This window comes from Streptomyces tsukubensis (assembly GCF_003932715.1).
Classification (GTDB): domain Bacteria; phylum Actinomycetota; class Actinomycetes; order Streptomycetales; family Streptomycetaceae; genus Streptomyces; species Streptomyces tsukubensis.
In genome coordinates this window covers 7,428,021-7,440,869 of record NZ_CP020700.1, presented here as the reverse complement: position 1 = coordinate 7,440,869, position 12,849 = coordinate 7,428,021, and the positions used below count along the sequence as shown (strand labels likewise).

The following is a 12,849-nucleotide window of genomic DNA, read 5'->3' as shown; positions in this document are numbered from 1 at the left end:
GACCGGTTGTTGGTCACATCACGGAGGTACGGACCCGGTCCGCCGGCCCGCGCGGGGGCCGGGCCGGGGGACCGGGAGTCGTGCCGGCGGGCTGCCGGACGGGGGTGCGTTCGCCGGCCGGCGCGCGGCTACTTCGCCGTCCTGACCACCTTGCCCTGCGGGGTCACGGCGAACCAGGTGCCGCCCACGCCCTGCCCGTTGGTCTCCCCGGGGCCGCGGTCACCTGCGAAGGTGTAGAGCGGCCAGCAGTCGATGGTCTGCTGCTTGATTCCGTCGGGCCGGGCGAAGGTGACAAAACCCTTCTTGAGGATGCCCCGGGTGTCGTTCTTGTTGACGGGTGCCACCACGGGCCACTTCTCCAGGCACGCCCCGGTGCAGGCGGTGCGCATCGGCCAGGCCGAGTCCTTGACGAAGCGGTAGACCGTCATGCCCGCGCGGTCCACCACGATCTCGCCCAGCTTCGGATCCTTGCGGGTCGACAGTCCGGGCGGAGCTGCGGATTCGGTACGACCTGCCCCAGGGGCGGAATCAGCGCCGGAAGCAGCACCGGAACCGGAAGCAGAGCCGGAAGCGGAATCCCCGCCCGGGGTGCCGTAGCCGCCCGTGCCACCCGTGCCACCCGTGCCCGCCGCTCCCCCGCCGCCCGCCTTGCCGCCGTCCGGGGCTGCGGCGAACCAGGTACCGCCGACGCCCTGTCCCCGGGCCTGCCCCGCCGCGGTGTCCTCGGCGTACCGGTACACGGGCCATCCGGCGACGGTCAGCTGGGTGCCGCCGTCGGGCCGCGTCACCTCGCCGAGGAGGTCGGGGTCGGCTCCGGACGGGGCGGTCGCCCCCTCCGCGGCCACCACCGGCCAAGCCTTCGCGCAGTCGCCTTCGCAACGGGACCGCGGGGGTTTCGCAGTGTCCTCGTCGAAGCGGTAGAGGGTGAATCCGGCGCTGTCGGTGAGGACCTCGCCGAGCTGCGGAATGTTCCGTACCGCGAGCCGTCCGGCCGGTTTCGCCGCACCGCCCGGGGCCGTGGCGGTGCCGGAGCCGTAGTCCCCGTAGCCGCCGCCCGAGGCCGGCTTCGCCGCGCCGACGGGCTGCCCGCTGTCCGTACCGCCACCGCCGCCCCGGTCCTCCTGACCGCACGCCGTCGTCATTGCCAGCAGGGCTGCCGCGGCCGCGGCGGCCGACGCGCTTCGCCAGGTCTTCATCGTGTACTCCCGTGGGTCCGTCCGTCTCCGAGTCCGTGGTGTCGACGGCGCCCGGGTACGCCGTCCACGGCCCTAGGTACGGCGGCGGTACGGGAAAGTGTTCAACTGCGGCGCAAGTTTCCGGAGGCGGGCGGCCGGGGAACCGGGCCGTACCGGCGCACGAAGCGTGCGGATACGGGTGGACAGGCAGATACAGGCGGATACAGGGACGGCAGACGGTACGGACCGTTGGCGGCGCGCCGCCGGTGTCCCCCGCCCGGCGGACACGGATGACCCGTTCGCCCGACAGGGATCGCGACCGGGTGGGGCCACTCCTAGCGTTTCGGTTATCGAGGGGCAAACTCCGCCCTTCCGCGGAAACCGCTTCCGCGTCTGCTCCTCGGGGACCCGGAGGAATGCCCATGCGTGCGATACGTGCCGCGTCCGCCGCTCTGCTGGGAGCGACCGTGCTGGCCCTGGCCGCTCCCGTCGCCCGGGCGGGCGGCGACGGCGACCCGGTCCGGTTCACCGTCTCGCCGTCCACCGTCGCGCCCGGCGGCCGCATCGCGCTTTCCGCGAGCAACTGCCCCACCACGGCCACCGCCTCGTCCGGGATCTTCGATACGGCGACCATCCGGCCCGGTACCTCGGCCACGGCGACCGTGGACACGGACGCCCGCCGGGGCGCCCAGTACTCGGTCCGCTTCACCTGCGGCAACCAGCAGGGAACGTTCATCCTCACGATCAGCGGCGGGACCACCAGCCCGACGACCAGTTCCACCTTCCGGCCGCCGTCCGCCACCGCGTCCCCCGCGCCCTCGGCGAGCCGTACCGCCACCGCCACCGCCACGCGCACCGCGTCGGCCACGGCGACCGTGACACCGCAGGGCGTCCGCGGCGGGCTCGGCGGCAGCGTGGGAGGCGGCGCCGGTACCACCGAGGTCGCGGCGGGAGCGGCGCTCGTCGTGGCGGCCGCGGCCGGGACCGCGTTCGCCCTGCGCCGCCGGAACGCCGGCCGCCGCCACTGAGGCCCGGATGCCCGGGACACCCGGATACCCCGGATACCCCGGATACGGCGCGGAGCCCGCGGCGCCGCCCCCTGCGGGATCCCGCGCCGCGGGCGGACTCGCCGACCGGGAGGTTCGTCCGGATCAGGCGGCTTCGCCGGAGGCCCGCCGGCGGCGGGTGATCACCAGGGCTCCGCCGAGCGCCGCGGCGGCGACCAGCGAACCGCCGACGGCCATCTCGGCGGTCGTCGGTCCCATCGAACCACCGAGGCCGCCGCGCGCGCCCCGGCCGCGGAGCACGGCGAACTCGGCGGTCTCCACCCGGCTGCCGCCGGTGCACCGGACGGCCAGGTTGTACTCACCGGGCGCCGCACGGTCGAAGACCCGGGCGAAGGCGGTCTGCACATCACCCCTGTTGTCCCTGTTGTCCCTGTTCTCTCTGTTGTCCCTGTTCTCTCTGCTGTCTCTGGACTCCCGGTTCTCGCCGTCGCCTCTGTTGTCGTTACTTTCACGGCCTTCACGGCTGTCACGGTTGTCGGCGCCGTCGCGGAACTCGGCGTTGCCCCGGTGCTCCAGCCGGGCCGTGGGGAAGGCGTTCGAGGTCACCGTCCCGCCGCGGGAGCAGCCGCGCACGGTGACCGTCAGGGTGCCGCCCTCGTGGACCGAGCGCGGATGGACGGAGATGGCGAACGGCCCCGTGTCCCGGTTGTCCCTGCCGTCCCCGCCACCGCCGCCGGCGACCGCCAGGGGCGCCGGGACACCGACGGCCACGCACGCGGCCGCGGCCACTGCGAGAGCGCGTGAAGCACGCATCGTGAACCTCCAGCGGAAGACGCCCGGAGCGGCGCTCCGGGTTTTTCGACGAGTACGCCTTCCATGACGAACCCTCACCGGGCGGGCCGGGGACCGCATGTCGGCGCTCGTCCGACCCGGTGAGCCGACACGCCCACGACGCGCCGAATGGCCGGTACGGATCCGCAGGTCACACACCGTCACCCGGATCGGGGAAGTCACGCCGGGGCGTTGACACGGATGGGTCACCCCGGCTGGACGGCGCCACCCGTTCGCCCCGTCCGGATCGCCGGGGCCCTCCGGCTCACCTACCGTGCCCAGGGAATCGACGGGAGTCACCGGTGGCCGGACGGAGGTGTCCGGTCGCGGCGGCCGGAGGGAAGAGGTGCGATGGGCGCGGACTTCGACGACCCGGGGCCGCGGCGGCGTTCGCCCTGGGGCGTGCTGGCGCTGGTGATGCTCACCGGGATCGCCCTGATGAAGAACGGGGTGGACGTCGCGCTCGGCCCGCCCCAGCCCGCTGCCGCCGCCTCCCTGGGCCGTACCGACGGTGAGGTCTTCGCCGGGCCCACCGTGTCGAAGGCCCTGCCGCACGCGCCCGCCGAGCGGGTGCGGATCTCCGCGATCGACGTGGACGCCCCGCTGATGAACGTGGGTCTGGACGCCGACGGCTGGATCGAGGCACCACCCGCCGACGCGCCGGAGTTCGCGGGCTGGTACCAGAACGGTGTCGCGCCCGGGCAGCGCGGTACGGCGGTCATCGCGGGCCATGTCGACAATACGTCGGGTCCTGCGGTGTTCTACGGGCTCGGCACGGTGAAGCGGGGCGACCGGGTCGAGGTCGACCGGCTCGACGGGAAGAAGGCGGTGTTCGAGGTGTACGGGGTCGAGGTGTACGCCAAGGACGACTTCCCCGGCGCCCAGGTGTACGGCGACACCGGCTATCCGGAGCTGCGGGTGATCACCTGCGGCGGCGGCTGGAGCCGGTCCGGTGGTTACGACGGCAATGTGGTGGTCTTCGCCCGGATGGTCTCCTCGCGCTGACGGTCCGGGACCGGCCGGGCAGGGCTTCCGGACCTTCGGGGCGGCCGGGGCCGGTGGCCTTCGGCCCCGGCCCGCTTCAGCGCTGCGGGACGGTGATCGTGTATCCCGCTTCCAGCAGCTTCGGCAGATAGTTGCGGAGCGCGGCCACGCTCTGCGAGCGGTCTCCCCCGGCGTCGTGCGAGAGCACCACCACGCCCGGCGCCGCACCGTCCAGCACCCGGCTGGCGATGGTCCCGGCACCCGGCTCGGTCCAGTCCAGGGTGTCGACGGTCCAGGCCAGCGGCTCCATCCCCAGCTCCGCGCCGATCTCGAAGGAGTGCCGGTTCCAGGCCCCGAAGGGCGCGCGGTACCAGAGCGGCGCCTGGCCGACCAGCTCCTCGACGACCTCGCTGGTCCGGCCCATCTCGTCGCGGATCCGGGACGGCGCCAAGGACGGCATCAGCGGATGGGACCAGGTGTGGTTGCCCACCACATGCCCGTCGTCGGCCATCCGCCGTACGAGATCCCCGTACATATCGGCCGTCTCGCCGCAGACGAAGAACATCGCGGGGACGTCGTAGCGCGCGAGGATGTCCAGGACTTCCGGGGTGTAGCGGGGGTCCGGCCCGTCGTCGAAGGTCAGCACCATGGTCCGGCCCGTCGACGGCAGGCTGAGGAAGGGGTGTTCGCGCACCGGCGGCCGGACCCGGCGCAGCCCGCGCGGGATCCCGGTCATCGGCTGGAGCCGGTAGGCGGTGGCCCGGGCCCGGTGGCCCGCGGCGCCCGCCGCACCGGCCGCCGGACGGCCCGGCGCGCCGCCCGCGCCCCCCACGGCGGGCCCGGGAGCCACGGTCCGCCCGCCGGTCCCCTCGGTGACGAGGAGGCCGGCGGTGGCAAGGGCGCCGATGCCCGCGGCGATCCGGAGCACGGTGCGGCGATGCGGTGGCGTCTGATCCTTCTTCATGACCAACAGCTCGCACGACGACCGGTCCGCGAGCTTGATCAACACGCGGCCCGGAAGGAAATTACCCGATGGGAGCAGTCGAACAGCGCTGCGTTCGCACGCTCGGCCGATGCGGTCGCCGACCGGTCGCCCGGAGCATTCGATCCGTGCGCCGCCCACCCCGCGGGACCGGCGCGGACCTCCCTCGGGCCCGATCCGCGGCGGGCGGCTTACCCTCGGTGGTGTGACAACTCCCCGCTCCTCTCCGGCCTCGTCCTTCGAACGCGGTACCGACGGCCCGAAGGTGATCGTCGCCGGTGTGGACGGATCCGACTCCTCCCTGCGCGCCGCGGCGTACGCGGGTGGGCTGGCCCGGCGGCAGAACGCGCTGCTGGCGATCGTGTACGTGCAGCCGGTGATGGCGGCGGGCGCGGCCCTCGGGGTGCCGGTGGCGGACACCACCGGGCAGGTCGCGGAGGAACTGGTGGCCGAGGTGCGGGCGGCGACGGAGCGGGTGCGGGGCATCTGGGACGTCCGCTGGGAGTTCCACACCTTCCCGGGGGACGCGTACAACGGTCTGGTGCAGGCGGCCGACGATCTGAAGGCCGATGCGGTGGTGGTGGGGCTCTCGGAGTCCGCGGGACACCGGTTCATCGGTTCGGTGGCGGTCAAGCTGGTGAAGGCGGGCCGCTGGCCGGTGACGGTGGTCCCGTAGGGGCCGTTGCCGGATCCTGCCGGCCCGGACAGCTCCCGCCGCCCCGGTAGCCCGCGGCGGCCGGTTCAGCGGGCCATCGTCAGACCGTCCTTCGCGGCGCCCCGGCTCAGGACGGCTTCCGCGATGCCGTCCTGGACCTCGCGGAGGTCGTCACGGCCGGAGTCCTCGGCGAGCGCGGCCGGGAGGTTCACGACCCGTCCCGCGTCGGTGTCGTACCACTGCGGTACGAACTCCGCCCGGGTGACCTCCCAGCGTCCGCCCGGGGTCTTCGGCGGGGCGAAGGTGAACCGGCCGATGGAGCCCATGTTTCCGCGGTGGTCCCGGGCGCCGGTGTAGTCGAACATGGGGCCGGCGATCTGGTCGCCCATCCCGTAGATCACCCAGGTGCCGTTGACCTTCTCGTAGGCCTGGGGCACATGGGCGTGCGTCCCCAGGACGAGGTCGATGTCGGGGCGGCCTCCGGTGGCGGCGGCCGTGAGGCTCCTGGCCAGCGTGAGCTGCTGTTCGTCCGGGTCGGTCTGCCACTCCGTGCCCCAGTGCAGGCTGAGGACGACGATATCGGCGCCGGCCCGGCGGGCGGCCCGGGCGTCGTCGAGGATCTGCTGCTCGTCGATGAGCCGGACGGCCCAGGGCTGTCCTTCGGGCAGCGGCTGTCCGTTGGTGCCGTAGGTGTACGCGAGGTGGGCGACTTCGGCACCGCCCGCCTTGAGCCGGCCGGGCAGCGCGGCTTCCTGGGCCGTACGGGCGGAGCCGTGGTGGACCAGTCCTGCGGTGTCCATGGCGTCCAGGGTGCGGCGGATTCCGTCGGCGCCGTCGTCCAGGCTGTGGTTCGACGCGGTGGAGCAGGCGTCGTACCCGGTGGCGGCGAGTCCGCGGGCGACCTGCGGCGGCGAGGTGAAGGCCGGATAGCCCTGGTAGTCGCCGTCGGCGCCGTACACGGTCTCCATATGGCAGATCGCCAGATCGGCGGCCGAGACGAAGGGGCGGACCGCCGCGAGCATGGGGCGGAAGTCGTAGCCGTCGTCGGACGATCCGTCGGCGTCGCCGCGGGCCCGCGAGATCACCGAGTCATGGGGCAGGACGTCGCCGCTGGCGACGAGGGTGAAAGCGCGGTCGGCCGCCGCGCCCCCGGCGGCGGACGGCGAGGACCGGGGCTTCGCCGGTTCCCGTTCGGGGGCGGTGCAGGCCGTTGTCCCGGCCGTGAGCAGCAGGGCGGCGAGCACCGGGGGCCCGTACCGTCCGAGCGTGCCGCCGTGCCGTGCCGTACGCGACCCGTTCCGGCCGTTTCCGCGGTGCCGTGCCGTACGCCACCCGTTCCGGCTGTTTCCGCTGTTCCGGTCCCGTCCCATGCGCTGCTGCTCCCAACCCGCGTCGGCACCGGGGCCCGACGGAGAACGTACCGATACGACAATCCGATATTCCGTTCCTCCGAATGCACAGGGTGGGTCGCCGGAAGGCAAGCGACACGGCGCAGAGCGCGGGCACGGTCACCGCATCGGCGGCACCGGCACGGCCGCCGGACGGTGTGAACGGCCGGTCGGCCGCGTACCCGGAAGGGACCGTTCACCGTCCCGTCGCACCGGCGGGCCGGATCCGGCCGCCCGCTCGTCGCACCACTCGTCGACCCGGGCCGACCGCTCGCCTACGGACCGCGCCGCACCGGCTTCTCCGGCCGCCCCGCATTGGTTTCCATACGGCCACGGCCCCTGTCCGGCAGCTCCGTGCCGGTTCCCCGCCCGACCCGGTCCCGTCCCGCCCGACCCTGCAATCCGCGCCACCGGCCCACCGGACCGGACGCAAGAGAAGAGGTGTTGAACCATGGCGACGGCAACCCTGATCGCTTCCGCGACCACCGACGAGGGGGCCATCGCGGAACTCCAGCGCGAACACGGCCCCGCCCTGCTGAGCTTTCTCCAGGGTCTGACCTACGGCGACCAGCAGCGCGCCGAGGACCTCGTCCAGGAGACGCTCGTCCGGGCCTGGCAGCACCCGGAGGCCTTCGAACGTCCCTACGAGTCCATGCGCCCGTGGCTGTTCACGGTCGGGCGGCGGCTCGCCATCGACGCCCGGCGCTCGCGGCTCGCCCGTCCCGCGGAGATCGGGGACGGGGTGCTCGCCACCGTGCCCGACCCGGCGGACTCCGTCGACCCCACCGACCCCACCGAGAGCACAGTCGCCCGGCTCGACGTCCGGGCCGCCGTCGGCTCGCTGAGCGCGGACCACCGGGCCGTCCTCGACCGGCTGTACTTCCAGGGCCTGAGCGTCCGGGAGACGGCCGAATCCCTCGGGATCCCGCCGGGCACGGTCAAGTCACGGACGCACTACGCGCTGCGCGCCCTGGCCCCTCGGCTGCCCGGGTACGACCGGACCGGTCGGCGTGCCGCGTGATATCGCGCGCCCCGGATCCGACGCGCCGCCCGCCTCGGCCCGCCGGGGCCATCACGTGAGCACCGGCCGTCCCGCTCACCTCGTGTCCCCCTGTGGCCACGGCACATACCCCCGGAGTGCGAAACGTCACGGTGAAGTTGAGCAAAGATGCGCCGCGGGCCGTGTCACTCGGTAGAGGCTCGTCTCGGAACCGACACCGACACCGTGTCGTCCGGAAGAAGGTGGGAACGGTGCAGACCGAGAGTACGAACGACACCGGTGGAGAAACCCCTGACGTGCCCATGGCGTGGTTCTGCGCCGAGTACATCGCCGACGAGATGCTGCGCGGCAGCGCCCTCGTCGACGGCGGCTCGCTGGAGTACCGCGCGGGCCGCGAGACCCTGGCCCTCACCGTCTACCTCTGCGACGGCTCCGGCGAGTTCGCCGGGGCGCATGCGGTGGCCAGCATCGAGGAGTGGCTGAACCGCACCGCCTACGGGCATCCGTGGCCGGAGTGGGTGGAGCAGAGGCTGACGGCGCGCGAGGAGCGGGGCAGGTCGCTCGGCAGCGGTCCGGCGCCCGATCTGCTGCTGGCGCGGGAGTCGTGGCAGTGGCTCAGCCGGACCGAGCTGCTGACGACGGACCTCGGGGACGATTCGGCGCACCGTCAGGCGGCGGGCCGGGCGGGCACCGTCGACGAGCAGACCCGGGTGTGGACCCCTGCCTGGCAGCTCGGGCTGCCGCTCGGGCATCTGGCGATCCACCTCTTCTGACGGCACCGGCCCGGCAGCGGCCCCGGACCGGTTCACCCGGGCGCCCGGGCCCGCGGGCACAGAAGGCGGCGGACTCACAGGGGCAGCGGGCTCACAGGGGACGGCGCCCCGGTGACGAATGCACCCCCGCACGGTATTTGGGGATCCGGACGGTGACCTTCATCCCCGCCCCCACCCCGGTCTCGATGACCAGCCCGTGTCCGTCCCCGTACACCTGACGCAGTCGTTCGTCGACGTTCGACAGCCCGATTCCCGAGGACGCGGGCCGTTCGCCCGCGAGGATCCCGCGCAGCTCCGCCGGGTCCATGCCCACCCCGTCGTCCTCCACGGTCACCACCGCCTCCGCGCCCGCGTCCCGGGCCGCGATGGTGATCCGGCGCTCACCCGTGGTGTCCTCCAGACCGTGTTTGACCGCGTTCTCCACCAGGGGCTGGAGACAGAGGAACGGCAGGGTGACCGGCAGTACCTCGGGCGCCACCTGGAGCGTCACCTTCAGCCGGTCCCCGAACCGGGCCCCGGCCAGCGCCAGATACTGCTCGATGGAGCGGAGCTCGTCCGCGAGGTGCGTGAACTCCCCGTGGCGCCGGAACGAGTACCGGGTGAAGTCGGCGAACTCCAGCAGCAGTTCCCTGGCCCGCTCGGGGTCGGTGCGGACGAAGGACGCGATCGCGGCGAGGGAGTTGAAGACGAAGTGGGGGGAGATCTGGGCGCGCAGGGCCCGGATCTCGGCCTCGATGAGCCGGGTGCGGGAGCGGTCGAGTTCGGCGAGTTCCAGCTGTACGGAGACCCAGCGGGCGACTTCGGTCGCGGCCCGCACCAGCACGGCGGACTCCCTCGACCCGTAGGCGACGAGGGTGCCGAGAACGCCGTCCTCCCCCGTCAGCGGGGCGATGACGGCCCAGCGCAGCGGGCACTCCAGCTGTTCGCAGCGGGTTTCCACGGTGGTGCCGCGCCCGGATTCCAGGACGTCTGCGACCCGGGCCATCACCCGGCGCTCGTGGTGGTCGGCGCCCGGTCCGTCCCAGGCGAGGACACGGTCGCGGTCGGTGAGGCAGAGCGCCTCGGTGCCCAGCAGGGAGCGGAGCCTGCGGGCGGCCTTGCGGGCGGTGTCCTCGGTGAGCCCGGCCCGCAGCGGCGGCGCGGCCAGGGAAGCGGTGTGCAGGGTGTGGAAGGTGGCCCGCTCCACGGGGGTGCCGAGGCCCGGATCGGCGCGGTCGCCGCGGCGGGCGGTGAGCCGTCCGACGACGATCCCGGCGGCCAGCAGGACCGCTCCGGCCGTGGCCAGGGCGGCCATTCCCGTACCGGTCATCGCGTTCCTCCTCGGCCCGGGGGCGGTTCGGGCTGCCCGGGGCCGCCCGCGAGGTCCTCCGGCAGATGGAGCCGGGCGAGGGTCGCGGTGGTCGACGGGGGTATGTGGCGGGGGGTGGCCAGGGAGACCAGGACCATGGTGAGGAAGCCCAGCGGCACCGACCAGACCGCGGGCCAGGCCATCAGGGCGTGTGTCCAGCCCTCGGGGGCGAGTCCGGCGCGGGTGGCCATGACGGCGGTGAGGGCCGAGCCGCCGCCGACGACGAGTCCGGCGGCGGCCCCGGGCGGGGTGAGCCGGCGCCACCAGATGCCGAGGACGAGCAGCGGGCAGAAGGAGGAGGCGGAGACCGCGAAGGCAAGTCCGACGGCGTCGGCGACGGGCACGTTTCCGGCGACGGTGCTGGCGGCCAGCGGGACGGCCACGGCCAGCAGGGCCGCCAGCCGGAACCAGCGCACTCCGCGCGGCGGCAGCACGTCCTGCGAGATCACTCCGGCGACCGCCATCGTCAGCCCGGACGCCGTGGACAGGAACGCGGCGAATGCGCCGCCCGCGAGGAGGGCGCCCAGCAGATCGCCCGCGACCCCGCCGAGCACCCGCTCCGGCAGCACCAGTACGGCGGCGTCCGCGGCTCCGGTGAGGGCCAGTTCGGGGGCGTAGATCCGGCCGAGGGCGCCGTAGACGGGCGGCAGCAGATAGAACGCGCCGACCAGTCCGAGGACGACGAGGGTGGTGCGGCGGGCGGCCCGGCCGTCGGGGCTGGTGTAGAAGCGGACGGCGACGTGCGGCAGGCCCATGGTGCCGAGGAAGGTGGCCAGGATGAGTCCGTAGGTCGCGTACAGATGGGATCCGTCGTGGCCGCCGGAGAGCGGCTGCGACCAGCTCGACGGATCGGCTTCGGAGGTCACCCGCTCGGGTACTTCGGAGCCCGCGGGCAGTCCGACGCGGGTTCCGGCGTCGATCCGGTGGGCCCCTTCGCCGAGGGTGATGGTGCCGTGGTCGTGGCGGATGCCGTCGACCGTGCCGTCGACGGTCAGCGTCAGGGGTTTCGCGAGTTCGATCCGTACGGTGTCGTCGACGGTGACGGTGGTGTGCTCCCGCAGGACGGCGGGGGCGTCGAAACGGGCCCGGGGTGCGTCGTCGGCGGCCCAGGCGGCGGCCAGGAAGAGCGCGGGCACCAGCAGCGCGGTCAGTTTGAGCCAGTACTGGAACGCCTGGACGAAGGTGATGCTCCGCATGCCGCCCGCGGCGACCGCGCCGGTGACGACGACCGCCACCACGACCCCGCCGACCCAGTTGGGGGCCCCGGTGAGGATCTCCAGGGTGAGGCCCGCGCCCTGGAGCTGCGGCAGGAGATAGAGCCAGCCGATGCCGACGACGAAGAGGGACGCCAGCCGGCGCACGGCGGCGGACTCCAGCCGGGCCTCGGCGAAGTCGGAGAGCGTGTACGCACCGGAGCGGCGCAGCGGGGCGGCGACCAGCGCCAGCAGGACGAGGTATCCGGCCGTGTAGCCGACGGGGTACCAGAGCATCTCCGGCCCCTGGAGGAGGACGAGCCCGGCGATACCGAGGAAGGAGGCGGCGGAGAGGTATTCGCCGCTGATGGCGGCGGCGTTGAGACGGGGCCCGGCGGTACGGGAGGCGACGTAGAAGTCGGAGGTGGTACGGGAGATGCGCAGCCCGAGGCCGCCGATGAGGAGGGTCGCCACGACGACGACGGTCACGGCGGTCACCGCATAGGTCTGGTTCACCGGCACCGCCGGAGGGGCGCGGGGGTACGGCGGCGGGGCACGGCGGGCCCCGGGCCGGATATACCGGTACGTGCGGATATCGGCACCGGTCAGCGGCCTTCGAGGAGCCGGAGGAAATCGCGTTCGTTGCGCTCGGCGCGGCGCACGTACCAGCGGGCGGTCAGCCACATCACCGGATGGACTCCGAAGCCGAGCACGGCCCAGACGAAGAGCTGCGGGGACGGTGCACTGCCGTGGAAGGCGGCGGGGAGCGCGAACAGCAGCGGCAGGGTGCCGACGAGGAGCGCGAGGGTCCCCACGGTGTGCAGCGCCGTCCGCAGCTGGCTGCGCATCAGGGAGCGGACGTAGGCGGCGCCGAGGGCCGTCTGCTCGGTGATCTCGGAGCGGGCGGGGGCGTACCCGGGGGCCCGGCGGCCGGTGCGGGGCACTCCGGTCACCACCTCGCGGCGGGGCCGCTGGTCTCCCGGCATGGTCCCCTGCTCTCTCGGTCGGGCCGCGGTCCCGGTCGAGCCGGGGCGATGGGCGTCCGGGGCCCGCGGGCGGCAGCGGTCGGCGGGCCGCCGTGGGCTTACGGCAACGGGAGTCTACGCAGGATGGTTTCACCGGCGGTAGGCGTCTCCCGGACGGCCCGGGGACCGGCTTGCGGTGCCGGGCCGGAGGTCAGCGGGACGGGCCGAAGTCCTTCAGCGCGATCTCCAGTTCGACGTACGACTCCTCGGCCCGGCGGAAGGCGACCGTGAGGGCGGCTTCGGCACGCGGGCCGACCAGACCGTGCGCCGACTCCTGGACGGCGTAGAGCACATCGGCCCACCGCCCGGCGGCGCTCTTCACGGTGCCGAGCAGCGCCTGCAGCTCACGGGTGCTGGCGGCCGGGGTGTCCGGCAGCTTCCGGAGCTCCTCCAGCAGCGCTTCGATATCGGACATCGGATCCCTTCACTACCCACTGATCAAGGCTAGGACGCGGGACGGCAGCGGTGCGGGCAGGCGACGGCACCGT

At 73.7% G+C, this 12,849-nt stretch carries 13 protein-coding genes; 5 read left to right on the top strand and 8 right to left on the bottom strand.

What is annotated here, in order from left to right; all coding sequences use genetic code 11:
* Positions 1–128: 128 nt before the first annotated feature.
* Positions 129–1,196 carry an SCO0930 family lipoprotein gene (locus B7R87_RS30935; RefSeq protein ID WP_006345060.1) on the bottom strand — a complete coding sequence of 356 codons (1,068 nt, stop codon included), beginning with the start codon at positions 1,194–1,196 and terminating at the stop codon, positions 129–131.
* 401 nt (positions 1,197–1,597) lie between these two features.
* On the opposite strand from B7R87_RS30935, the gene B7R87_RS30930 reads away from it, so the two are divergent.
* Positions 1,598–2,203 carry a hypothetical protein gene (locus B7R87_RS30930; RefSeq protein WP_130584795.1) on the top strand — a complete coding sequence of 202 codons (606 nt, stop codon included), beginning with the start codon at positions 1,598–1,600 and terminating at the stop codon, positions 2,201–2,203.
* A gap of 123 nt (positions 2,204–2,326) precedes the next feature.
* Here B7R87_RS30930 and B7R87_RS30925 read toward each other — a convergent pair whose 3' ends face one another.
* Positions 2,327–2,995 carry a hypothetical protein gene (locus tag B7R87_RS30925; RefSeq protein WP_130584794.1) on the bottom strand — a complete coding sequence of 223 codons (669 nt, stop codon included), beginning with the start codon at positions 2,993–2,995 and terminating at the stop codon, positions 2,327–2,329.
* A 369-nt stretch (positions 2,996–3,364) separates the two neighbouring features.
* On the opposite strand from B7R87_RS30925, the gene B7R87_RS30920 reads away from it, so the two are divergent.
* Positions 3,365–4,018 carry a class F sortase gene (locus B7R87_RS30920; RefSeq protein ID WP_006345063.1) on the top strand — a complete coding sequence of 218 codons (654 nt, stop codon included), beginning with the start codon at positions 3,365–3,367 and terminating at the stop codon, positions 4,016–4,018.
* Between the two features lie 76 nt (positions 4,019–4,094).
* On the opposite strand, the gene B7R87_RS30915 is transcribed toward B7R87_RS30920, so the two are convergent.
* A complete protein-coding gene (locus B7R87_RS30915; RefSeq protein WP_130584793.1) occupies positions 4,095–4,961 on the bottom strand; it encodes a polysaccharide deacetylase family protein in 867 nt (288 codons plus the stop codon).
* 223 nt (positions 4,962–5,184) lie between these two features.
* On the opposite strand from B7R87_RS30915, the gene B7R87_RS30910 reads away from it, so the two are divergent.
* Positions 5,185–5,655 (top strand): universal stress protein, encoded by a 471-nt coding sequence (locus B7R87_RS30910; protein WP_040912962.1) that lies wholly within the window; start codon positions 5,185–5,187, stop codon positions 5,653–5,655.
* Positions 5,656–5,720: 65 nt separating this feature from the next.
* On the opposite strand, the gene B7R87_RS30905 is transcribed toward B7R87_RS30910, so the two are convergent.
* Positions 5,721–7,004 carry a CapA family protein gene (locus tag B7R87_RS30905; protein WP_006345066.1) on the bottom strand — a complete coding sequence of 428 codons (1,284 nt, stop codon included), beginning with the start codon at positions 7,002–7,004 and terminating at the stop codon, positions 5,721–5,723.
* Between the two features lie 469 nt (positions 7,005–7,473).
* On the opposite strand from B7R87_RS30905, the gene B7R87_RS30900 reads away from it, so the two are divergent.
* Positions 7,474–8,043, top strand: a complete 570-nt coding sequence (locus B7R87_RS30900) for a sigma-70 family RNA polymerase sigma factor (protein ID WP_006345067.1) — start codon at positions 7,474–7,476, stop codon at positions 8,041–8,043.
* Positions 8,044–8,324: 281 nt separating this feature from the next.
* The gene (locus B7R87_RS30895; RefSeq protein ID WP_006345068.1) at positions 8,325–8,795 is read left to right on the top strand and encodes a hypothetical protein; all 471 of its coding nucleotides are present in this window, start codon (positions 8,325–8,327) and stop codon (positions 8,793–8,795) included.
* Positions 8,796–8,886: 91 nt separating this feature from the next.
* Here the strand turns inward: B7R87_RS30895 and B7R87_RS30890 are convergent, their stop codons facing one another.
* From B7R87_RS30890 to B7R87_RS30875, 4 genes are all read right to left on the bottom strand, one after another.
* Positions 8,887–10,104 carry a histidine kinase gene (locus B7R87_RS30890; protein WP_006345069.1) on the bottom strand — a complete coding sequence of 406 codons (1,218 nt, stop codon included), beginning with the start codon at positions 10,102–10,104 and terminating at the stop codon, positions 8,887–8,889.
* On the bottom strand, positions 10,101–11,852 hold the full coding sequence (locus B7R87_RS30885; protein ID WP_040912963.1) for a sodium/solute symporter: 1,752 nt from the start codon (positions 11,850–11,852) through the stop codon (positions 10,101–10,103). The genes B7R87_RS30890 and B7R87_RS30885 overlap by 4 nt, the downstream gene beginning before the upstream one ends.
* An 89-nt stretch (positions 11,853–11,941) precedes the next feature.
* Complete coding sequence (locus B7R87_RS30880; RefSeq protein ID WP_006345071.1) at positions 11,942–12,322, bottom strand: hypothetical protein; 381 nt, start codon at positions 12,320–12,322, stop codon at positions 11,942–11,944.
* A 190-nt stretch (positions 12,323–12,512) separates the two neighbouring features.
* Positions 12,513–12,776, bottom strand: coding sequence for a hypothetical protein (locus B7R87_RS30875; RefSeq protein WP_006345072.1), 264 nt, complete (start codon positions 12,774–12,776; stop codon positions 12,513–12,515).
* Positions 12,777–12,849: the final 73 nt, after the last annotated feature.